At 73.7% G+C, this 20,283-nt stretch carries 19 protein-coding genes; 9 read left to right on the top strand and 10 right to left on the bottom strand.

The window, feature by feature from the left end; translation table 11 throughout:
- Positions 1-79 precede the first annotated feature (79 nt).
- Positions 80-859: a DeoR/GlpR family DNA-binding transcription regulator gene (locus AC07DU_RS01960; RefSeq protein WP_479109097.1), complete on the top strand. Its 780-nt coding sequence runs from the start codon at positions 80-82 to the stop codon at positions 857-859.
- A 44-nt stretch (positions 860-903) separates the two neighbouring features.
- Here the strand turns inward: AC07DU_RS01960 and AC07DU_RS01955 are convergent, their stop codons facing one another.
- The 4 genes from AC07DU_RS01955 to tdh form a co-directional block, all read right to left on the bottom strand.
- Positions 904-2,817, bottom strand: coding sequence for a S41 family peptidase (locus AC07DU_RS01955; protein ID WP_479109095.1), 1,914 nt, complete (start codon positions 2,815-2,817; stop codon positions 904-906).
- A 129-nt stretch (positions 2,818-2,946) separates the two neighbouring features.
- On the bottom strand, positions 2,947-3,861 hold the full coding sequence (locus AC07DU_RS01950) for a LysR family transcriptional regulator (protein ID WP_360900340.1): 915 nt from the start codon (positions 3,859-3,861) through the stop codon (positions 2,947-2,949).
- A gap of 12 nt (positions 3,862-3,873) precedes the next feature.
- Positions 3,874-5,082, bottom strand: a complete 1,209-nt coding sequence (locus tag AC07DU_RS01945; RefSeq protein WP_479109093.1) for a glycine C-acetyltransferase — start codon at positions 5,080-5,082, stop codon at positions 3,874-3,876.
- A gap of 110 nt (positions 5,083-5,192) precedes the next feature.
- Positions 5,193-6,221, bottom strand: coding sequence for an L-threonine 3-dehydrogenase (tdh, locus tag AC07DU_RS01940; RefSeq protein WP_360900334.1), 1,029 nt, complete (start codon positions 6,219-6,221; stop codon positions 5,193-5,195).
- Positions 6,222-6,434: 213 nt separating this feature from the next.
- Between tdh and AC07DU_RS01935 the strand changes: the two genes are divergently transcribed.
- Positions 6,435-7,343: an alpha/beta hydrolase fold domain-containing protein gene (locus tag AC07DU_RS01935; protein WP_479038727.1), complete on the top strand. Its 909-nt coding sequence runs from the start codon at positions 6,435-6,437 to the stop codon at positions 7,341-7,343.
- A 13-nt stretch (positions 7,344-7,356) separates the two neighbouring features.
- Here AC07DU_RS01935 and AC07DU_RS01930 read toward each other — a convergent pair whose 3' ends face one another.
- Positions 7,357-8,094 (bottom strand): class I SAM-dependent methyltransferase, encoded by a 738-nt coding sequence (locus tag AC07DU_RS01930; protein WP_360900328.1) that lies wholly within the window; start codon positions 8,092-8,094, stop codon positions 7,357-7,359.
- 140 nt (positions 8,095-8,234) lie between these two features.
- Positions 8,235-9,200 carry a LysR family transcriptional regulator gene (locus tag AC07DU_RS01925; protein ID WP_479038730.1) on the bottom strand — a complete coding sequence of 322 codons (966 nt, stop codon included), beginning with the start codon at positions 9,198-9,200 and terminating at the stop codon, positions 8,235-8,237.
- A 136-nt stretch (positions 9,201-9,336) separates the two neighbouring features.
- Between AC07DU_RS01925 and AC07DU_RS01920 the strand changes: the two genes are divergently transcribed.
- Entirely contained in the window at positions 9,337-10,797 is a 1,461-nt protein-coding gene (locus AC07DU_RS01920) for an MFS transporter (RefSeq protein WP_479109090.1), read from the top strand.
- A gap of 46 nt (positions 10,798-10,843) precedes the next feature.
- Positions 10,844-12,985, top strand: a complete 2,142-nt coding sequence (locus AC07DU_RS01915; RefSeq protein WP_479038737.1) for a PP2C family protein-serine/threonine phosphatase — start codon at positions 10,844-10,846, stop codon at positions 12,983-12,985.
- 25 nt (positions 12,986-13,010) lie between these two features.
- Here the strand turns inward: AC07DU_RS01915 and AC07DU_RS01910 are convergent, their stop codons facing one another.
- A complete protein-coding gene (locus AC07DU_RS01910; RefSeq protein WP_479109088.1) occupies positions 13,011-14,816 on the bottom strand; it encodes a glycoside hydrolase family 15 protein in 1,806 nt (601 codons plus the stop codon).
- A 76-nt stretch (positions 14,817-14,892) separates the two neighbouring features.
- Entirely contained in the window at positions 14,893-15,462 is a 570-nt protein-coding gene (locus tag AC07DU_RS01905; protein ID WP_479109086.1) for a DoxX family membrane protein, read from the bottom strand.
- Positions 15,463-15,583: 121 nt separating this feature from the next.
- Here AC07DU_RS01905 and AC07DU_RS01900 point away from each other — a divergent pair, with 121 nt between their 5' ends.
- Together AC07DU_RS01900 and AC07DU_RS01895 are read left to right on the top strand one after the other, a co-directional pair.
- Positions 15,584-16,048 (top strand): MarR family winged helix-turn-helix transcriptional regulator, encoded by a 465-nt coding sequence (locus tag AC07DU_RS01900; protein WP_479038743.1) that lies wholly within the window; start codon positions 15,584-15,586, stop codon positions 16,046-16,048.
- Between the two features lie 55 nt (positions 16,049-16,103).
- A complete protein-coding gene (locus tag AC07DU_RS01895) occupies positions 16,104-16,403 on the top strand; it encodes a YkvA family protein (protein ID WP_479038744.1) in 300 nt (99 codons plus the stop codon).
- Here AC07DU_RS01895 and AC07DU_RS01890 read toward each other — a convergent pair.
- Together AC07DU_RS01890 and AC07DU_RS01885 are read right to left on the bottom strand one after the other, a co-directional pair.
- Positions 16,369-17,013 (bottom strand): alpha-ketoglutarate-dependent dioxygenase AlkB, encoded by a 645-nt coding sequence (locus AC07DU_RS01890; RefSeq protein WP_360900303.1) that lies wholly within the window; start codon positions 17,011-17,013, stop codon positions 16,369-16,371. The genes AC07DU_RS01895 and AC07DU_RS01890 overlap by 35 nt on opposite strands.
- Before the next feature lie 77 nt (positions 17,014-17,090).
- The gene (locus AC07DU_RS01885; RefSeq protein WP_479109084.1) at positions 17,091-18,341 is read right to left on the bottom strand and encodes an MFS transporter; all 1,251 of its coding nucleotides are present in this window, start codon (positions 18,339-18,341) and stop codon (positions 17,091-17,093) included.
- Positions 18,342-18,660: 319 nt separating this feature from the next.
- Here AC07DU_RS01885 and AC07DU_RS01880 point away from each other — a divergent pair, with 319 nt between their 5' ends.
- From AC07DU_RS01880 to AC07DU_RS01870, 3 genes are all read left to right on the top strand, one after another.
- On the top strand, positions 18,661-18,888 hold the full coding sequence (locus AC07DU_RS01880) for a CbtB domain-containing protein (RefSeq protein ID WP_360900297.1): 228 nt from the start codon (positions 18,661-18,663) through the stop codon (positions 18,886-18,888).
- Positions 18,889-18,900: 12 nt separating this feature from the next.
- A complete protein-coding gene (locus tag AC07DU_RS01875; RefSeq protein ID WP_479109082.1) occupies positions 18,901-19,740 on the top strand; it encodes a CbtA family protein in 840 nt (279 codons plus the stop codon).
- Positions 19,741-19,854: 114 nt separating this feature from the next.
- Positions 19,855-20,259: an ArsR/SmtB family transcription factor gene (locus AC07DU_RS01870; protein WP_479038752.1), complete on the top strand. Its 405-nt coding sequence runs from the start codon at positions 19,855-19,857 to the stop codon at positions 20,257-20,259.
- Positions 20,260-20,283 lie beyond the last annotated feature (24 nt).

Here is a 20,283-nt window from a genome sequence, read left to right as displayed (position 1 = left end):
CAACTTCAAGCATCCAAAGGGATGACCACCTGCGTTACTGTCGCCGGGTAGGCCAAGGGATCACCGAAGGGGGCGTCCGATGACCCGCAAGGAACGCTGGCAGGCACTGCTGGACCTGCTGGTGGAGCGGGGCGAGCTGGAGGTGGAACCGGCGGCGCACACCCTCGGCGTGTCCGCGGCGACCATCCGCCGCGACCTCGACCAGCTCGCCGAGCAGCAGCTGCTGGTGCGCACGCGCGGCGGGGCCGTCCTGCACGGGGTCTCGTACGAACTCCCCCTGCGCTACCGCACGTCCCGGCGCGCCGCCGAGAAGCGCCGCATCAGCGAGGCGGTGGCCGCCCTGATCACCCCGGGCGAGGTGATCGGCCTGACGGGCGGCACCACGACCACCGAAGTGGCGCGGGCCCTGGCCGGACGCCCGGACCTGGGCTCGGGTTCTCCGGCGCTGACGGTGGTGACCAACGCCCTCAACATCGCGGGCGAGCTGGTCATCCGGCCGCAGTTCAAGATCGTGCTGACGGGTGGCGTGGCCCGCCCGCAGTCGTACGAACTGACCGGCCCGCTCGCCGAGCAGGTGCTTGGGCAGCTCGCGGTGGACACCGCGGTGGTCGGCGTGGACGGCTTCGACCCGGCGGACGGCGCGGCGACCCGGCACGAGGACGAGGCGTCGATCAACCGCCTGCTGTGCGAGCGGGCCCGCCGCGTGGTGATCGCCGCGGACTCCAGCAAACTCGGCGTGCGCGCCTTCGCCCGTATCTGCGCGACCTCGTCGGTGGACGTCCTGGTCACGGACACGGGCCTGGCGGCGGGTGTGGCGCAGTCCTTCGCCGCGGCGGGGGTTGAGGTGCTGAGGGTGTGACGGGCGGTGGGTGGCCGGCGGCCCCGGCCACCCACCCGTCGGCGCTACAGGGGCTGCGTGCGGCTGGCGACCAGCTCGCCCCGGGCGAATCCGTCCACGCGCACCGCCCGGGCTGCGGTGGCGCCGGACACCGTGACCTCCGCCTGACCGTCGGGGACGTCCACGGAGGTGCGCGGACGCCGGTCGAGGTAGACGTCCAGGCGGTCGACGTTGGCGGTCCTCAGCTTGAGGCGCAGCGAGCCGTCGGCGCGCGTGGCGTCGGTGATGGTCAACTCCCGCACCGGCTGCTCCTTGAGGAGCTCACCGGCCCGCGCCAGCAGGTCCACGTTGCCCTCCAGGAGGTCCCGGCGGGTCATCCGGTGCCGTTGGTCCGGTACGACGCCGAGGTCCTCCAGGGGCGTACCGGCCCGGTCGCCGACCCTCAGGGACCTGCGGATCGACACCCGCATGCCCGCCCCGTTCGGCAGGGGGACGTAGGGCGAGGCCGGGATGGGGAAGAACGTCATGATCTCGCCCTGCGTCACGACGTTGGCGCCGCCGGCCCCGGTGTTGTCGTCGGTCCCCAGCACCGTACCGATCCGGTGGTCCTGGAAGCCGGCGGCGAACATGTCGGTCGCCGAGTAGCAGCGGGCGTTGGTGATGAGGACGACCGGGCCGAAGTACTGCTGTCCGATGGCGTTGGCGCGGGCCTCCGGGGTGAGCGGGACGCCGGCGGAGAAGGTCGAACCGGTCTCGACCGCCTGCTCCATCGACTCCACCCAGGGTCTGAGGCTGGGGCTGTTGCGGCAGATGCGCAGGTTCAGCGGGGTGTTGATGAACTGGAACGGTTCCGGTGTGATCCGACGCGGCGTCAGGGTCTGGAGGGTGAGCTCCGACGCCCAGACCAGGCCGCCGCCGTTGTCGCGCACGTCGACGATCAGCCCGTTCTGGGGCAGCCGGCCGATGAGCCGGACGAACTCCTTGACGAAGGCGTCGGCGCTTTCCACGTTGAAGGTGTGGATGCGGACGTGACCGAAGGTGCCGGAGGGGGTCTGGACGGTGCGGGCCGTGAACACCTGCGGCATCGTGCTGGCGATCTCGTCCGCCGCGGAGTCGGGGGTCTCTCCCGAGTCGACCGCCCTTTGCTGCTCGACCACGTGGGGGACGAAGAGCATGACGTTCGCGCGGCCGATCTCGTCGGCCTCGTAGTCCACCCCCATGACGAGGGCGGCCTCACCGACCGGGCCGGGCATCGGGGGGAGGTTCTCCACGATCTGCCAGTTCTCGCGCAGCTCGCGGGCGACGCCGTCGGTGCCCGTGTAGCTGACGGTCACCCATTCCTCGAAGGGAGGGAGGTGGGCCGTGAGCGAACGCACCGTCAGCGACTGGATGCCCCGGCTGCGGCGCGCCGCCGCGTTGCTGCCGGCGAACCGGGCGGCGAAGAGCTCGACGGCCTTCTCGATGGGAACGCCGCTCCAGTGGGTGACCTCGACGCCGGGCGCGAAGCCCGGCGCGGAGAACCCCTGGGTGATGCGCGTGACCAGGAAGCGGGGCTGGGGTCCGTCGGTGCACTCCTCGACCCGGAAGGGGAGGAAGGCGATCTTCCCGGCGAACGGCGCGGGCAGCTGGTAGTTGGTGTGCAGGTCCCGGATCGAGTGGAAGACCTTGGACATCTCCGAGTGGAACATCCACTCCGGCGGCATGGTGGCCGGCGTCTGCTGCTCCAGCTGCCGGCGGATGAGCCGCAGCCGCTGTACGGGGTTGACCGCGTGCATCGCGATCTTCAGGGGCAGGTGTACGTAGTTGCCCTCCATGAGCACCAGGGCCTGATCGACGAGCAGCATGCGCTGTTCCAGGGTGAGGGCGCCGGCGCCCGCCAGGAAGGTTTCCAGCTGTGTCGCGGCGGACAGGTGCTCACGGACCGGTTCGGCCGTCTGCTTGAGGTACTCGGGAGCGGTATCGGCGGTGACTCGGGCCATGATGCCTCCGTGGTCGGTGTACGGCTCACCCCACTCTTCGGCCGGTCAGGCTCTCCTCCCCAGGGTGCGCCCGCCAGTTCACCCGTACGGCCCGCGCGACGCCGTCCCCCGGCGCGGCGGACGCGCCCCTCAGTGCGCCGGAAGCCGCTCCGACTCGCGGACCAGGGCCGCCAGGACGGGCGCGATCAGCGGGTGGCTCTCCGCGCCGCGGCGGGTCGCGGCGAAGACGCGCCGGGTGGCGGCCGGACCGGCGACCGGGCGGACCTGGACCTCCTTGAGGTCGATGCCCCGCAGCGCGGAACGCGGTACGAGGGCCACTCCGGCCCCGGCGCCCACCAGCGCCGTCACCGCGCGGAAGTCGTCGGAGGAGTGGACGAACCGCGGCTGGAAGCCGGCCAGTTCGCAGGCGAGCAGCGTCACGTCGTGGCACGGGTTGCCGGGATACTGGCCCACCCAGTCCGAGTCGGACAGGTCGGCCAGTGAGACCGCGGGCAGATCGGCCAGCGGGTGCCCGGAGGGCAGGACCGCGTCGAAGGGTTCCGCGTACAGCGGGAGGACGGAGAGCCGTCCGTCGTCGGCGCCGGGCCCGCCCCGGTACTCGACGGCCAGCGCGAGGTCGGCCTCGCCGTCCAGCAGCAGGGGCAGGCTCTGGTCGCCCTCGGCGTCCCGTACCCGCAGCCGGATCCCGGGATGCTCCAGCGCGAGCCGGGTGATCGCCGGGGCCAGCACCTCCGCGATGCCGGTGGCGAAGGCGGCCACCGTGACCTCGCCGGCCGAGCCGCCCGCGTACGCCGCGAGTTCGGCCTCCGCCCGCTCCAGCTGGGCCAGCACCTCGTGGGCGTGGCCGAGCAGGATCTCACCGGCCGCGGTGAGCCGTACGCCCCGGCCGCTGCGGGTCAGCAGGGCGTGGCCCGTCTCCTGCTCCAGCGCGGCGAGCTGCTGGGAGACGGCCGAGGGGGTCAGGTACAGGGCTGCGGCCGCGGCGGTCACCGTACGGTGGTCCGCCACGGCCCGCAGGATGCGCAGCCGGCGGGGGTCGATCACCCCTCCATGATGTCAGCCCTGAGCAGCGGAAAGAGCCGCGCGGGCGTCGATGAAGGCCGCGACCGCGCGCTCCACGTCGGCCGTCGAGTGGGCCGCCGAGAGCTGGACGCGGATCCGGGCCGCGCCCATCGGCACCACCGGGTAGGAGAAGCCGATCACGTACACGCCGCGCTCCAGGAGCAGCTCCGCCATGCGGGCCGCCTCCGCCGCGTCGCCGATCATCACGGGGGCGATGGCGTGGTCGCCGGGCAGGATCTCGAAACCGGCCTCGGTCATCTTCGTGCGGAAGAGCTCGGTGTTGGCGGCGAGGTGTTCGCGCAGGTCACCGGCCGACTCCAGCAGGTCGAGGACCTTGAGGGAGGCCGCCGCGATGACCGGGGCCAGGGAGTTGGAGAAGAGGTACGGGCGCGAGCGCTGGCGCAGCAGCTCCACGATCTCGGCGCGGGCGGCGACGTAGCCTCCGGAGGCGCCGCCCAGCGCCTTGCCGAGGGTGCCGGTGATGATGTCGACGCGGTCCATGACCCCGTGCAGTTCCGGGGTGCCGCGGCCGCCGGGGCCGACGAAGCCGACGGCGTGCGAGTCGTCGACCATGACCATGGCGTCGTAGCGCTCGGCGAGGTCGCAGATCTCCTGGAGGGGGGCCACGTAGCCGTCCATGGAGAAGACGCCGTCGGTGACGATCAGCTTGCGGTGGGCGCCGCCCTCGGTGGCTTCCTTCAGGCGGGCTTCCAGCTCGGCCATGTCGCGGTTGGCGTAGCGCAGACGACGGGCCTTGGAGAGGCGGATGCCGTCGATGATCGAGGCGTGGTTGAGGGCGTCGGAGATGACCGCGTCCTCGGCGCCGAGCAGGGTCTCGAAGACACCGCCGTTGGCGTCGAAGCAGGAGGAGTAGAGGATCGTGTCCTCCTGGCCGAGGAAGGCCGACAGCCGGGCCTCCAGCTCCTTGTGCACCTCCTGGGTACCGCAGATGAAGCGGACGGAGGCCATGCCGTAGCCCCAGCGGTCCAGCGCGTCCTTCGCGGCGGCGACGACCTCGGGGTGGTCGGCCAGACCGAGGTAGTTGTTGGCGCAGAAGTTGAGCACCTCACCGGCGGCGCCGCCGGAGGTGACGGCGACGGCCGCGTTCTGCGGGGTGCCGATGACGCGCTCGGGCTTGTGCAGGCCGGCGGCGCGGATCTCGTCGAGGGTGGTGCGCAGGTCCTCGCGGACGGACTCGAACATGCTGCGTTCTCCTAGTGCGGCGGAGGGGGGCCGGGCCCCGCGGAGGGGGGAGGGTGAGCGGGGCCCGGCCGGAGGGAAATGGTTCGGGGGGACCGGGGCGGGGCGGGTGCCTACGCGGTCCAGTCCAGGATGATCTTGCCGCTGCGGGCGGTCGACGCCTCGTCGAAGGCGGCCTCGAAGTCGCGGTGCGAGTAGCGGCCGGTGATGACCGGGCTGAGGTCGAGCCCGCCTTCCAGCAGCACGGTCATCGCGTACCAGGTCTCGAACATCTCGCGGCCGTAGATGCCCTTGATGGTGATCATCGAGGTGACGACCTTCGCCCAGTCCACCGGGAACTCCTGCGCGGGCAGACCCAGCATGGCGATCCGGCCGCCGTGCGTCATGTTGTCGATCATGTCGCGCATGGCCTCGGCGCGGCCGGACATCTCCAGGCCGATGTCGAAGCCCTCGCGCAGGCCCAGCTGCCGCTGGGCGTCGGCGATGGAGGACTCGGCGACGTTCACCGCGAGCGTGGCGCCGGCCTTGCGGGCGATCTCCAGCCGCTCGGGGCTGACGTCGGTGATGACCACGCTGCGCGCGCCGGCGTGCCGGGCCACGGCGGCCGCCATGATCCCGATCGGGCCGGCGCCGGTGATCAGCACGTCCTCGCCGACCAGCGGGAAGGACAGCGCCGTGTGCACGGCGTTGCCGAACGGGTCGAAGATGGCCGCGACGTCCAGGTCCACCGCGGTGCGGTGCACCCACACGTTCTGCGCGGGCAGCACCACGTACTCGGCGAAGGCGCCGTCGCGGCCGACCCCGAGCCCGATCGTGCTGCGGCACAGGTGGCGGCGGCCCGCCAGGCAGTTGCGGCACTTGCCGCACACCAGGTGGCCCTCGCCGCTGACCAGCGCGCCGATCTCGATGTCGCGGACGTCCGCTCCGAGCGCCGCCACCTCGCCCACGAACTCGTGGCCGAGGACGAGCGGGGTCTTGACCGCGCCCTGCGCCCAGCCGTCCCAGGCACGGATGTGCAGGTCGGTCCCGCAGATGCCGGTGCGCAGCACCTTGATCAGCACGTCGCCGGGGCCGTACTCGGGCTCGGGGACGTCCATGAGCCACAGTCCGGGCTCGGCCTTGTGCTTGACGAGTGCCTTCATGAGGGTGGCTCCAGGCATGCGGAAGGGGGCGCCGGGGGCGTGCGGGCCCGGACGGCGTCGGTGACGGGCACCAATCTGCCGATCGGCATCGTGATCAGTCCATCGAGACTTTCTTAAGCGGGTCGACAGTGCAGCTTCACGCCTATGCTCCTCCGTTGACGGGCCAGGGGGCGACTTCCCGGTGGCGGGGCGGGGAAAGGGGAGGTGAGGGGCGTGCCGAGTCTGCGCAGCAGGGCGCTGTCGGTGGCGCTGTCCGCAGCGGGACGGCGAAGACGGTTCGCGAGCGCCGATGCGGTCGGGGCTCGGGTGGCGCGGTCGGCCCGCCGGCCCGCGTCCCATCTGCCGCCGCGTTCGCTGGGCCGGGTCGCGGACGTCTCGCGGACCTTCGTCGGAGCCTGGCCGGTGTACGAGGTGGCCCCGCTCGGGGCCGAGCCCGCGGCCCAGGTGCTCTACCTGCACGGCGGCGGTTACGTCGACGAACTGGTCCGCCCGCACTGGGCGCTGGTCCGGACCCTGGTCACGCGGGCACGGGCACGGGTCGTGGTGCCCGCCTACATCCTCGCCCCGCGCGGTACCGCCGACAGGACGGTCCCGGTCGCCACGGACCTGTTGAGCGGCCTGATCGCGAGCGGCGGAGCCGGCGGGACGGTGCTGCTGGGGGACGCGGCCGGAGCGGGGCTGGCGCTGGCGGCGGCGCAGCGGCTGCGCGACCGCACCGGGGAGCAGCCCTCCCGGATCGTGCTGATCTCGCCCTGGCTGGACGTGACCATGAGCCATCCGGACCAGGCTGCCATCGAGGCGATCGACCCGGTGCAGGCGCGCCCGGGGCTGCGGGAGGCCGGGCGGCTGTACGCCGGGACGCTGGCCACCGACGATCCGCGGGTGAGTCCGCTGCACGGCACCTTCGCGGGGCTGGCGCCGCTGACGGTGTTCGCCGGGACCCGGGACGTGCTGGCGACGGACAGCAGGGAGCTGCTGCGCCGGGCCCGCGCCGAAGGGGCCGAGGTGGACCTCCACGAGGAGGCGGGCATGCCGCACGGGTACCCGCTGCTGCCGGTGCCGGAGGGGCGGGCGGCGCGCGAGCGGATCGTGGAGCTGGTCCGCTCGGCCGCGGAGTTGTGACGGGCCGGGCGCGCTACGCCGTGCAGGTCATCAGTGAGCTGATCGGCCAGGCGCGGTACGCCGTCCAGTAGGCCTCGTCGCGTTCGGAGTCGGCGGGCGGCGTCCGGTTCGGCTGCCAGCCGACGGTGGCGAACCCCGCCTCGACGGCCGCCTCGGCGAGGTCGCTGTGCGCCCACTCGCGGAACTCGAAGGGCACCGGCGGCTCGGTCAGGAAGTGCGCCTTCAGCAGCGGCGCGTCCCCGTCCGGGACCCGGTCGAGGATGCGGACCCCGTACGGCGACCAGTCCACGCGCGGGAACGCCCCCGCGTTGGGCACGATGGCGAGCAGCCGCCCGCCGGACCGCAGACTGGCGCGCACGGAGCGGAACATCGCGTGCAGGGACCTGCGGTCGGGCGCGTAGCTGAAGACGTACGCGGCGGTGGCGAGGTCGAAGGGACCGAGGCTCGGCAGCCCGGCGGCGTCGGCGACGAGGTACTCGACGTCCGGCCGGTCCCTCGTCGCCTCGTGCTCGCGGGCCAGCCTGATCATCTCCTCGGAGACGTCCACGCCGACGGTCCGCCGGGCCCCGCCGCGGGCCAGGAGCCGGGTGTTGTAGCCGTATCCGCAGGCCAGGTCGAGGGCGTCGAGCCCGCGCACCCCGCCGAGCGCGTCGAGGGCTCCGTGCAGGGTGTAGGTGTCGGCCGCCGAGAAGCCCGCCGTGTTCCGGGACTCCGCGTACCGCTCGCCGATGGTGTCGTACTGGAACCGCATGCTCTGCCTTCCGGTGGCCTGCCGGGGGGTGGGACGCGTGCGTATCGTGCCCCGCGGCGCGTCCGGGGGTGGTCCGTACACCCGTCCGTCCCCCGGATGAGGGAATCGATCGGCCCATCCCCGTCGCCCGGTCGGAGGCGTCAGGGCGCCCGGTGCGGCTGCGGCTCATCGGGGACGCCGCGGCCGGCCCGCCGTACGGGCAGCAGTTCGCGCGCGCAGGCGCGCAGCCAGGCGTGCCCCGGATCGGCGTCGTGGCGCGGGTGCCACGCCATGCCGAAGGGCAGCGTCGGCAGGTCGAGCGGGATCTCGAAGACCTCCAGCCCCAGGGCGGCGGCGAGGGGCACGGCCTGGGTGGTGAGGAGCCCCACGAGGTCGCTCTCGCGGAGCACGAACAGGGAGGCGGGGTAGGTCCCCACGGCGCCCACCACCCGCCGGGACAGTCCCCGTTCGGCGAGGGCGGTGTCCACCGGGCCCTCCAGGCGGCCGCGCCGGGAGGCGATCAGGTGTTCGGCCGCGGCGAACCGGCGCGCGGTGACGCGGCCGCGGAGCAGCGGATGGCCGGGGCGTACGACGGCCATCATCCGCTCGTCGGTGAGCTGCTCGACGCGCACCTCGGGGGAACGGTCGTCGATGACGCCCAGTTCCAGATCGGCGACGCCCTCCCGCAGGGCCGGGACGTCCACGTGGCTCTCCGACAGGAAGCGCAGCCGGACCCCGGGCGCCTCCCCGCTCACGCGGGTGAAGAGGGTGGCTCCGTGGACCGCGGTGAAGGCGTCGTTGGCGAGCACGGTGAAGGTGCGCACGAGGCTGGGCAGGTCGACCTGGCCGCCGCTGAGGAAGAGGGCGCGGGCCCGTTCCACCACGGCGCGGACCTCGCCCTGGACGGCGAGGGCGTGCGGGGTGGGCACCATGCTCCGGCCCGCCCGGACCAGGACGGGGTCGCCGAGGGCCTTGCGGATACGGCCGAGCGTGCGGCTCATGGCCGGCTCGGACAGGTGCAGGCGGGCGGCTGCCCGGGACACGCTCGACTCCTCCAGGAGGACGTCGAGGGCGACGAGGAGGTTGAGGTCGAGGCCCTGGCCCGATGCGGATTGCGTCACACGCATTCATCCCTTGCAGAACATGCACTGGAAAGCAGGTCGCCCCAACTCTACGGTGGGGAACGCGGGATGGCCCCGGCGCCTGCCCGGCCCCGCACACGCGTCCCCCCTCACCCTTCCCCGCCGACTCCTAGGAGGAGCCGTGCTCCGCCCTGCCCTGAGCCCGTCCGCCCCGAACCCCTGCGCCCCCGCTCCGCCCGTCCTGACCCGGGCCGCCCTGCTCGCGCTGTGCGCCTGCGTGCTGGTCGCGCAGGCCATGGTCGCCGCCGTCAACCTGCTGATCCCGCAGCTCGCCGCGTCCGCCCTGCGGCCCTCCCCCGGCCAGCTGCTGTGGGCGGTCGACGCGTACGTCATCGTCTTCGCCGCCCTGCTGATCCCGGCCGGGGCCCTCGGCGACCGGTACGGCCGCAAGGGCGCCCTCCTGGCCGGGCTCGCGCTGTTCGCCGCGGGCGGGGCGGTCAGCGCGCTCGCCCGGGACCCGGCCGTACTGATCGCCGGGCGCGGCCTGTGCGGGGCCGGCGCGGCCCTGATCATGCCCGCGACCATGTCCGTCCTGGTCCACCTGAGCCCGCCCGAGCGCCGGGGGCAGGCCCTGGCCACCTGGACGCTGTCCGCGGGCCTCGGGGGCCTGGCGGGCAACGTCGGCGGCGGCCTGGCCGGGGAGTTCCTGACGTGGCGGGCGCTGTTCTGGGCCGTCGTGCCGCTCGGCGCGGTCCTCGCCGTCGCGGTCGCCCGTACGGTGCCCCGTACGCCGTCCCGGCCCGACGCCGCCGTCGACCCCGCCGGCGCGGTCCTGCTCGCGGGAGCGCTGCTCGCCGTGGTCTACGGGATCATCGAGGGCCCGGCGTTCGGCTGGACCTCGGCGCGGGTGCTGGCCGCGTTCGGAGCCGGCGCCGGGCTGCTCGCCACCTTCACCGGCCATGCCCTGCGCACCGCCCGCCCGCTGCTGGACCCGCGGATCTTCGCCTCCCGCAAGCTGCGGGCCGGGACGCTCGGCATCGGCAGCGCCTTCTTCGGGCTCTTCGCCCTGTTCTTCGTCAACGCCCAGTACCTCCAGTACGCGAAGGGCTTCTCCCCGGCGCTGACGGGCGCCGCGATCGTCCCGCTGACCGTCGGCATGGCTCTGGTGCCCCGGTTCGGCGCCCGGCTCCAGGAGCACACCGGTCCCCGGCTCCCGGTCGGCGCCGGGCTCGGTCTGATCGCGGCGGGACTGCTCCTGGTCTCCACCGCCGACGCGGGCACTCCGTACGCCGTGTACGCGCTCTACCTGCTCGTGCTGTCCGTCGGCACCGGGCTGTGCGCGCCCTCGCTGACCCTGACGGTGGTCGCGGAGCTGCCCGCGCACCAGGCCGGGCTCGGCTCCGGGCTGAACACGGCGGCCCGCGAGATCGGCGCGGCCCTCGGCGTGGCGGTGGTCGGCACGGTGCTGGCCTCCCGCTTCCACGGGGACCCGACGGATCCGGCCCAGGCCGACGCCTTCACCGACGCCATGGGGTCCGCGCTGCGCGCGGTGGCCCTGGTGCTGCTGCTGGCGTCGGCGGCGGTGGTGGCCGGCTACCGCGGCTCCGGCCGCGGCCGGGGAGCGCCGCCGCGGTCCCCGTGACCGGGCCGGGATGCCGGGCCGGGCGCCGGGGGCGCATCCTGACGGTGTGACGGCGAGAGGGGAGAGCCCAGGCCCGGGCCCCGATGCGACGGCCCGGGTGCTCGCGCGTGCCGCGGCGAGCGCCGTGGAGGCCGTCGGCGGGTACGCGGGCGGGATCTACCTGCGCTCGCCCACCGAGGAACTCCTTCTGGCCGCGCTCCTGGGCCTGCCGGCGCCGTTGTTCCGGCCGTGGTGGCGGATCCAGACGAACCGCCCCTACCCGGTGGCCGAGGCGTACCGCTCCGGGCAGTCCGTGCACCTGCCGGACGCGGAGGCGGCCATGCGGCGCTTCCCGCAGTTGATGGCCGGGCTGCCCTTCCCCTTCGGCTCCCTGTACGAGCCGGTCACCGCCGGCCCCGAGCGGTTCGGGGTGCTGATGGTGCTGCGCCCGGCCACCCCCGGGGTCCCGGTCGGCGCCGCGGAGCGGGCGCGGATGCGCGAGGCTGCGGCCGCCCTGGCCCGCGAGCTCTCGATGCTGGCGGCGGCCGGAGCGCCGGTGGTCTGGGAAGGGGACCCGGTGGACGTGCCGGGGCCACCGGCGCCCGACGGGGCCGGGGGCGCCGGCCCGGCCGTGGACCGGCTCGCGCAGGCGGTGCTCTCCCTGGACCGTCAGGGCCGGATCCGCTTCGCGAACACCGCCGCCGAGACCCTGCTCGGCCTCAGCGGGGCGCGACTGCTGGGGCAGGTGCTGTGGGAGGCGGCTCCCTGGCTCGCCCACCGCGCCTACGAGGACCACTTCCGGGCCGTGTTCCTGTCCACCGAGGCGGTGCACTTCCCGGTGCGGCGCGGCCGGCACCACGCCCGGGACTGGCTCTCGGTGGACCTGTACCCCGGCTCCGACGGGCTGACCGTGATGATCGGCGCCGCCGAGCAGCCCGACTACGCTCCCGAGTCCGTCGCCCAGCCGGGCGGAGGCCTCGGCTCGGTGGCCGACCGGGCCTCGGCGCTGTACCGCCCGGTGGCCCTCGCGATCGCGCTGACGGAGGCGGTCACGGCGCGCCAGGTGTCGGCGGTGGTCACCGAGGAGCTGCTGCCCGCCTTCGGCGGCCGCCAGCTGGCGATCTACCTGCTCGACGAACGGCATCTGTACCTGGCCTGGGAGACGGGCTTCCCCCAGGGCTTCCTCGACCGCTTCGACGGCGTCTCGCTCGACACGCAGCTGCCGGGCGTGGAGACGCTGACCACGGGCCGGCCGCTGTTCTTCGAGTCGATGGAGAAACTGGCCGCCGCCTACCCGGGGATCCCGCTGGACGCGCACCTCGGCGCCCGCGCCTTCCTGCCCCTGATCGCCTCCGGCAGGCCGGTCGGCTCCTGCATCCTCGGCTTCGACACGCCGCGCGGCTTCAGCCCGGAGGAGCGTACGGTGCTGACCGCGCTCGCCGGTCTGATCGCGCAGGCCCTGGAACGGGCCAAGCGCTACGACAACGAGGCGGCGCGCGCCCGGGGGCTCCAGTCGGCCCTGCTGCCGCACCGGCTGCCGGTGTGCGCGCACGTGGACACGGTCGCCCGGTACCTGCCGGGCACGGTCGGCATGGACATCGGCGGTGACTGGTACGACGTCGTCGAGACCGACGACGGCCGGCTGGCGCTGGTCATCGGGGACGTCCAGGGCCATGGGGTGGCGGCCGCCGCGACGATGGGCCAACTGCGCAGCGCGGTACGGGCCTTCGCGCTCAGCGGCAGTACTCCGCAGGAGGTGATGAGCGGCACGAACCGGCTGCTCATCGACCTGGATCCGGGCCAGTTCGCCAGCTGCTGCTACGTGTCGCTCGACCCGGCGACCGGCTTCGTGCGGGCCGTGCGGGCCGGCCATCCGCAGCCGCTGCTGCGCCACCCCGACGGCCGCACCGAGGTGCTCGACCTGGCGGGCGGGGTGGTGCTCGGCATCGACCCGCAGGCCTCGTACCCGGTCACGGAACTGCGGCTGGCCCGGGGCTCGGTGCTCGCCCTCTACACGGACGGGCTGGTGGAGAAGCCGGGCATCGACATCGACGTCGGGGTGGAGCGGCTGCGCACGGCCCTGGCCGCGGCCCGGCCGAGCCCGCTGACCGAGACCGCCGACCGGCTGATCGGTGAGGCGGGCGGCAGCACCGACCGGCCGGACGACATCGCCCTGCTGCTGGCGTTGCGCACGGGCGGGGCGGCGTAGCCCCGGACGCGCCGCGGGCCGCTCCTCAGTCCGCGCCGGCGGTCCCCTCCTCGTCGAACCCCAGGGTGATCGCCGTGTTCACCAGGCCGATGTGGCTGAACGCCTGGGGGAAGTTGCCGAGTTGACGTCCGGCGACGGGGTCGTACTCCTCCGCGAGCAGTCCCACGTCGTTGCGCACCGCGAGCAGCCGTTCGAACAGTGCGCGGGCCTCCTTGCCCCGGCCCGTCAGGTGCAGGGCGTCGACCAGCCAGAACGAGCAGGCGAGGAAGGCCCCTTCGTCGCCGGGCAGGCCGTCGACGGAGGGGCCTTCGGTGCTGTAGCGGCGGACCAGCCCGTTGCTGCCGAGCTCCGCGCGCACGGCGTCGACCGTCCCGATGACGCGCGGGTCGTCGGCCGGCAGGAAGCCGACCCTGGGGATGAGCAGGGTCGCCGCGTCGAGTTCGCGGGAGCCGTAGTACTGCGTGAAGGTGCCCCGCTCGGGGTCGAAGCCCTTCTCGCACACGTCGCGGTGCACCTCGTCGCGCATGGTCCGCCAGCGCTCCACGTCGCCGGGCAGGGACGGGTGTTCCTCCAGGGTGCGCACGGCCCGGTCGGCGGCGACCCAGGCCATCACCTTGGAGTGCACGAAGTGGCGGCGCGGACCGCGGACCTCCCACAGGCCCTCGTCCGGCCGCCGCCAGTTGTGGCTCAGGAAGTCGAGGAGCGCGAGCTGGATGTTCCAGGCGTGCCGCTCGACGGGGATCCCCGCGGCCCTGGCCAGGTGGAGGGCGTCGAGGACCTCCCCGTACACGTCCAGCTGGAGCTGGTCGACGGCCGCGTTGCCGATCCGGACCGGGGCGGAGGAGGCGTAGCCGCGCAGCCAGGGCAGCTCGACCTCGGGGATCCGCCGCTCGCCGCTGATCCCGTACATGATCTGGAGGTCGGCGGGGTCGCCGGCGACCGCGCGCAGCAGCCAGGTGCGCCAGGCGCGGGCCTCGTCGAGGAAGCCGGTGGCGAGGAGCGAGCCGAGGGTGAGGGTGGCGTCGCGCAGCCAGCAGTAGCGGTAGTCCCAGTTGCGGACGCCGCCGATCTCCTCGGGCAGGGAGGTGGTGGCCGCGGCGACGATACCGCCGGTGGGGGCGTAGGTGAGGGCCTTGAGGGTGATCAGGGAGCGGGTGACGGCCTCCCGGTAGGGGCCCTCGTAGAGGCACTTGGAGGTCCACGCGTGCCAGTCGGCGAGGCCGTGCTCCAGGGCGGAGTACGGGTCCACGGGCTCGGGGCGCGGTTCGTGCGAGGGGTGCCAGGTGAGGACGAAGGCGACGCGCTGGCCGGCGGAGACGGTGAACTCGGAGCGGGTGCTGTTGGCCTCGCCCCAGGTGGGGACGGGCGGTTCGCTGCGGAACCAGGCCGAGTCGGGACCGGCGACGGCGACGCGGTGGCCGTCGGAGCGGCGGACCCAGGGCACGACGTGGCCGTAGTCGAAGCGCAGCCGCAGGGTGCTGAGGACGGTGACCTCGCCGGCGACCCCTTCGACGATGCGCATCACGTCGGGTGCGCTGTCCCGCTGCGGCATGAAGTCGGTGACCTTGATCGTGCCGGTCTCGGTCTCCCAGTAGGACTCCAGGATCAGCGAGCCGTCGACGTAGGCGCGGCGGGTGCACTGCTCGGAGGGGGCGGCGCCGGCCGGCGCGATGCGCCAGTGGCCGTTCTCCTCGTCGCCGAGGAGCTTGGCGAAGCAGGCGGCGGAGTCGAAGTGCGGCAGGCACAGCCAGTCGATGGACCCGTCGCGGCCGACCAGCGCGCTGGTCATGAGATCGCCGATGAGTGCGTAGTCTTCGATGGGTTGTGTCATTTGTCCGCTCTTCCCGCGAATACCCGGGGTCAATCAGCTCGGACCCCGGGCATCTTCGTGCGGACGGCCCGTGACGTCAGTCCCGGACGAGGAGCAGTGCGGCCGCGAGGACGACGCCGAGGGCGACGGCGAGGGCTCCGTGCGCCAGACGGTGGCCGCGCAGGACGGGCAGGAAGCGGTCGACGGCGTACCGTCCGGGGCCGGTCAGGGCGAGGGCCGCGGCGCCCGCGGTCAGCAGGAGTTCGTACTCGATGCCCTTCGGGGCGAAGAAGGCGCCGGTGCCGTGGACGGCGATCGCGTTGATGAGCGTGCCGACGACGGCGGCGCCGGCGAGCGGGGTGAGCAGGCCGAGGGCGAGGCCGAGGCCGCCCAGGGTCTCGGTGAGGCCGGCGAGGACCGCCATGGCGTCCCCGGCGGGGTAGCCGCTCGCGGTGAAGAACCGGCCGGTGCCGCTGACGCCGCCGCCGCCGAACCAGCCGAAGAGCTTCTGCGTGCCGTGCGCGGCCATGGTCAGGCCGAGTACGAGGCGCAGGAGCAGCAGACCGGTGTCGTGACCGGGGGTGGAGAGGCCGGCGGGGCCGGACCACCGGGGGGCGGCGGTCGCTGCTGCCTGCGACTGCGTCGGGGTCACGGAGGGGCTGGTCATGGGGGGTCCTTCCGGTCGGGCGGGTGGCCCGGTGGGGGCAGGGAGGGTTGTTCACATTCGAACCACCGGTCAGCACCCTAGCCATTGATTCAAATTCGAACAACCCGTGTAATCTGGACCCATGGCTGAACCGAGATGGCTGGACGACCGCGAAATGCGCGCCTGGAGCGGCTTCCTGGCCGCCTCCGCCCTGGTGAACCGCCGCCTCGACCAACAGCTCAAGGACGAGGCCGGACTGTCGCACCCCCAGTACGAGATCCTCGTGCGGCTCGCCGCGGCGCCGGGGCGCGAACTGCGGATGACCGAGCTCGCCAACGGCCTGATCAACTCCAAGAGCGGGCTGACCTACCAGGTCACCCAGATGGAGAAGGCGGGGCTGGTCCGCCGGCGCAGCTGCCCCTCCGACGTGCGCGGCGTCTTCGCGGTCCTCACCGACGCCGGCAGCGCCAAGCTGGAGGAGGCCGCGCCGGGACACGTGGCCACCGTCCGGGAGATCCTCGTCGACGTGCTGACCCCTGAACAGCTCGACGCGCTCGCCGACGGGCTCGGCGAGGTCGGTCGGCGGCTGCGCGCACAGGGCACCTGAGTGGATCCGGGCCGCGCACCGGATCGTGCGGCCCGCGCCGGGGCATAAGGGCGCCATGGACGCAAAGGTCTGGCTCACCCTGGCCGCGGTCATCGCCGCCGGGCTCGCGATCGCCGCGGCCGTGCTGCTCGTACGGGTGCTCTCGGCGCGACGGATGCTGCGCGACGCGGGCATCCCGCTGCGCGACAAGGCCCTGTTCTGGGTCGCCGTGCTCTACACCGTCTCGCCGGTGGACCTCATCCCCGACCCGGTGTACCTGGACGACATCGGGGTCCTGCTGCTGGCCCTGCGGTCCTTGCGCGCGGCGGCCGCCACCGCGGTCAACGCACGCCCCGGGGACGGAACTGGACGCTGATGCGGGGACCCACGGCCCGCACCGACTTGGGCACGGCGTGCTCCATGGTGCGCTGACAGGAGCCGCCCATGACGACCAGGTCACCGTGGCCCAGGGGCAGCCGGAGCAGGGTGGGCCCGCCGCCGCGCGGCCGGAAGGCCAGGTCGCGCGGGTCGCCGACGGAGACGATCGCGACCATGGTGTCCTCGGTCGAGGAACGGCCGGTGCGGTCCCCGTGCCAGGCGACGCTGTCACGGCCGTCGCGGTACAGGCACAGGCCGGCGGTGACGAAGGGCTCCCCGAGCTCGGCGGCGTAGTGGCGGCTCAGGACGGAGCGCGCCTCGGTGAGCGAGGGGTGCGGAAGGGCCTCGCCCTCGGCGTAGAAGGCCAGCAGGCGGGGCACCTCCACCTCGCGCTCGTACATCTGGCGCCGTTCGGCGCGCCAGGGCACCTCGGCCGCCAGCCGCTCGAAGAGGGCGTCGGCGCCCGTCAGCCAGCCGGGCAGGTGGTCGACCCAGGCCCCGGCGCCGAGCACCGCCCGTCGCAGGCCCGCGAGGGGACCCAGCCGGATCTCCTCGTCCTGGTCGAAGAGTGAACCCTGCAGACCCTGAAGGCCCTGGACTGCGCTCATGACCCCAGCCTAACCCCTCAACCGAACACCTGCACGAATACGAGGGGCCGGCTCAGGCGTCCCGGGTGGGTCCCGGCTCAGCCGGTGCGGGCGGTCCGGGCGGTGCGGGCCACGGCCGGCCCGGCGAGGACCGTGACGGCGACGGAGACCGCGGCGACGAGGGCGATCGCGGAGCCGGGGGCGAGGTACTGGGCCAGGCCGCCGGCGATCGCGGCGCCGAGGCCCTGCCAGGTCATCCGCCCGGCGGACTCGACCCCCTGGACCTGGCCGCGTACCGCGTCGGGGGTCAGCGCGAGCAGCTGCTCCTGGAGCGGCAGGGTGGCCGCGAATCCGGCGCCGGCGAGGAACACCGCGGCCGCCGCGACCAGGGTGGGCGGATGGAACCCGAACACCAGGAAGGGCACGGCGAGCAGCAGCCGCAGGGCGAACGCGCTGCGGCGGCGCCGGTCGGCGCTGAGCAGCCTGCCGACGGCCAGGTCGCCGAGGAGCATGCCCGCCGACCCGGCGGCCAGCAGGGTTCCGGCGCCGCGCGGGTCGTAGGAGATGAACAGGGCCTCGCAGCCGACGATCAGGCCGTTGGGGACCCACAGGTTCAGCAGCAGCGCCCGCCGCCCGGGGTGGGCGAAGAGCTCCTTGTTCGTCGCCCAGGTCTGCCGCAGGCCGGGGCGGCGGGTGAGCCGGATCGAGTGCTCCCGGACGGTGGCCGCCACCACGGCCAGCCCGACGGCGGTCAGGGCCGCGGCGACGGTGAAGACGCCGTAGGGGCTGAGGTGGCGCAGCAGTACCGCGCCGACGGCGTAGCCGAGGATCGCCATGCCGCCGGAGGTGATGTTCATCAGCGAACGCGCCGTCGCGTAGGCGGAGGTGGGCACGATCTCGGCGAGCAGGCCCAGGCGCGTACCGGTCCCCAGGGACTGGAAGAAGCCGAGCATCAGCAGCAGGCCGAACCGGACGGCCAGCGGCAACCCGGGGACCGCCTGGGCGGCGACGCCCAGCAGCGAGGCGAACTGGAGGGCGACGAGGGTCCGTCGGGGACGCTCCCCGTCCGCGACCGACATCAGCGTCAGCGCGCCGAGGACCGTCGCGAACGTGGCGCCGTACATGCTCACGGCCGTCAGGAACGGGGAACCGGTGCGGTCGTTGACCAGGGATCCCAGCGCGAAGCCGGACAGGGTGCCCGCGGCCGCCGTGAGGGTGAAACCGGCATAGAGGCCGGTGAACTCGACGTTGCGCAGCAGGTCGCGATAGCCGGTGGTGGAGTGGCGGTCGGAGGCGATGGAGACGGGCGCGGTGGCGGCGACGGGGGCCGCTTGGGGGTCGGAAGGCATGAAAAAAGCCTCCGGACACGTCTGTTGGGGACGCGCACCGAAGGCCAGCGTGATCATTCTAGCAGCCGGACGGCGCTGTCCGTTGTAAATGTGTGATCAGAGACTCACGCTCTTGGCCGAAAGGCCCGGGCGCGGTAGCGTCACGGGGACATTTCCACATAGCGACGACGGCGAGACGGAAGTCCGGTGAGAATCCGGCATGGTCGCGCCACTGTGTGCTGTGGCGGTACCCCCCGGGGTGGCGCCGCGGCGAGTCAGACCCGAGGACCGTCGTCCTGCACCACCGTATGGGACGCGTGTTCCCCGAGGAGGTTCCACCATGGCCGAGGCTGTCGCATCCGCCGCCATCCCCACCACCGCCGGTTCCCTGTCCGCTCCGCTGCCCGTCCGCGCGGTACTGCCCTGGGCGCTCTTCGTCGGTCTCCTGATGCTCGTCGCCCTGTACTTCGTCGGTGCCGAGCAGGGTGCCACCGCCCTGTTCGCCGGTGAGGGCGTGCACGAGTGGGTCCACGACGGCCGTCACCTGCTCGGCTTCCCCTGCCACTGAGAGGCCGTGCACATGTACGCCTCGACAGTCAGAGGTCTGCTGGTCCGCGGCATGCTCGCCGGCCTGATCGCCGGTCTGTTCGCCTTCGCCGTCGCCTACGTGGTCGGTGAGCCTCCGGTACGGGACTCCATCGCCGTGGAGGAGGCCCAGGCCGCTCAGGACGCGGCGGGCGCCTCGGGTGCTCACGCCGGGCACGCGGGGCACGGCGGTGACGCCGCGTCGGCCGGGGCCGCCGAAGAGGAAGAGGAGCTGGTCAGCCGACCGGTGCAGTCGACCCTCGGGCTGGCCACCGGCGTCCTGGTGTACGGGGTCGCGCTGGGCGGCATCGCCTCGCTCGCGTTCTCGTTCGCCCTGGGCCGCGTCGGCCGGTTCAGCCCGCGGGCCACGGCGGCGCTGACCGCCGCGGCCGCCTTCGCCACCGTCTATCTGGTGCCGTTCCTGAAGTACCCGGCCACCCCGCCGGCGGTGGGCAACCCGGACACCATCGGCAAGCGCACCACGCTGTTCTTCCTGATGATCCTGCTCAGCGTGCTGCTGGGCGTGGGCGCGATCATCATCGGACGACGGCTGGCACCGCGTCTGGGCAACTGGAACGCGACGCTGGCCGCGGGCGGCGGCTTCGTCGCCGCCGCCGCCCTCGCGTTCGTGTTCCTGCCGGCGAACGACGACGCGGTCAAGCCCGGTTTCCCCGCCGCCGTGCTGTGGGAGTTCCGGATCGCCTCGCTGGCCGTCCAGCTCGTCCTGTGGGCGGTGTTCGCCATCGTCTTCGGCGTGCTGGCCCAGCGGCTCCTGGCCGTGCGCGCCGATGGCTCGGAGGCGACGGCTCAGCGGAACGCGCCCGCGCTCGGCTGACCGCAGGCGCACGCCCGTACAGGGGCCCCGTCACTCCCTTCGGGGGGCGGCGGGGCCTTCGTACGTGTGCGTGAGCATGCACGCTCGCGGGGGTGGCCGCCCTACGATGGGGCCATGAGCGCAGGCGAACACCTGACAGGTGCGCGGATCGCGCAGGAGCAGGAGCAGGAGCAGCCGCGCGGCCGCGAGCAGCGGCCCGGCCGGGGGACGGTGCGGGACGACCGGCTCGACGCCGCCGCGTCCGTCCTGGCGCTGCTCGCGGACCGCACCCGCCTCGCGCTGATGGAGCGGCTCGGCCGGGGCGAGGCCGACGTCACCACCCTCACGGAGTCGTGCGGGGCGGCCCGGCCCTCGGTCAGCCAGCACCTCGCCAAGCTCCGCCTGGCCGGGCTGGTCACCCCGCGCAAGGACGGGCGCCGGGTCGTCTACGCCCTGAGCCACGGTCATCTGCGGCGGCTGGTGGACGAGGCGCTGAACGTCGCCGATCACCAGCTCGGGTCTCTTCCGCCGCACGACTGAGCACCTGGCGGACCGCACGGCTCG

Source organism: Streptomyces sp. NPDC045695, from assembly GCF_056432025.1.
This window is presented reverse-complemented; position numbering and strand designations above follow the sequence as displayed.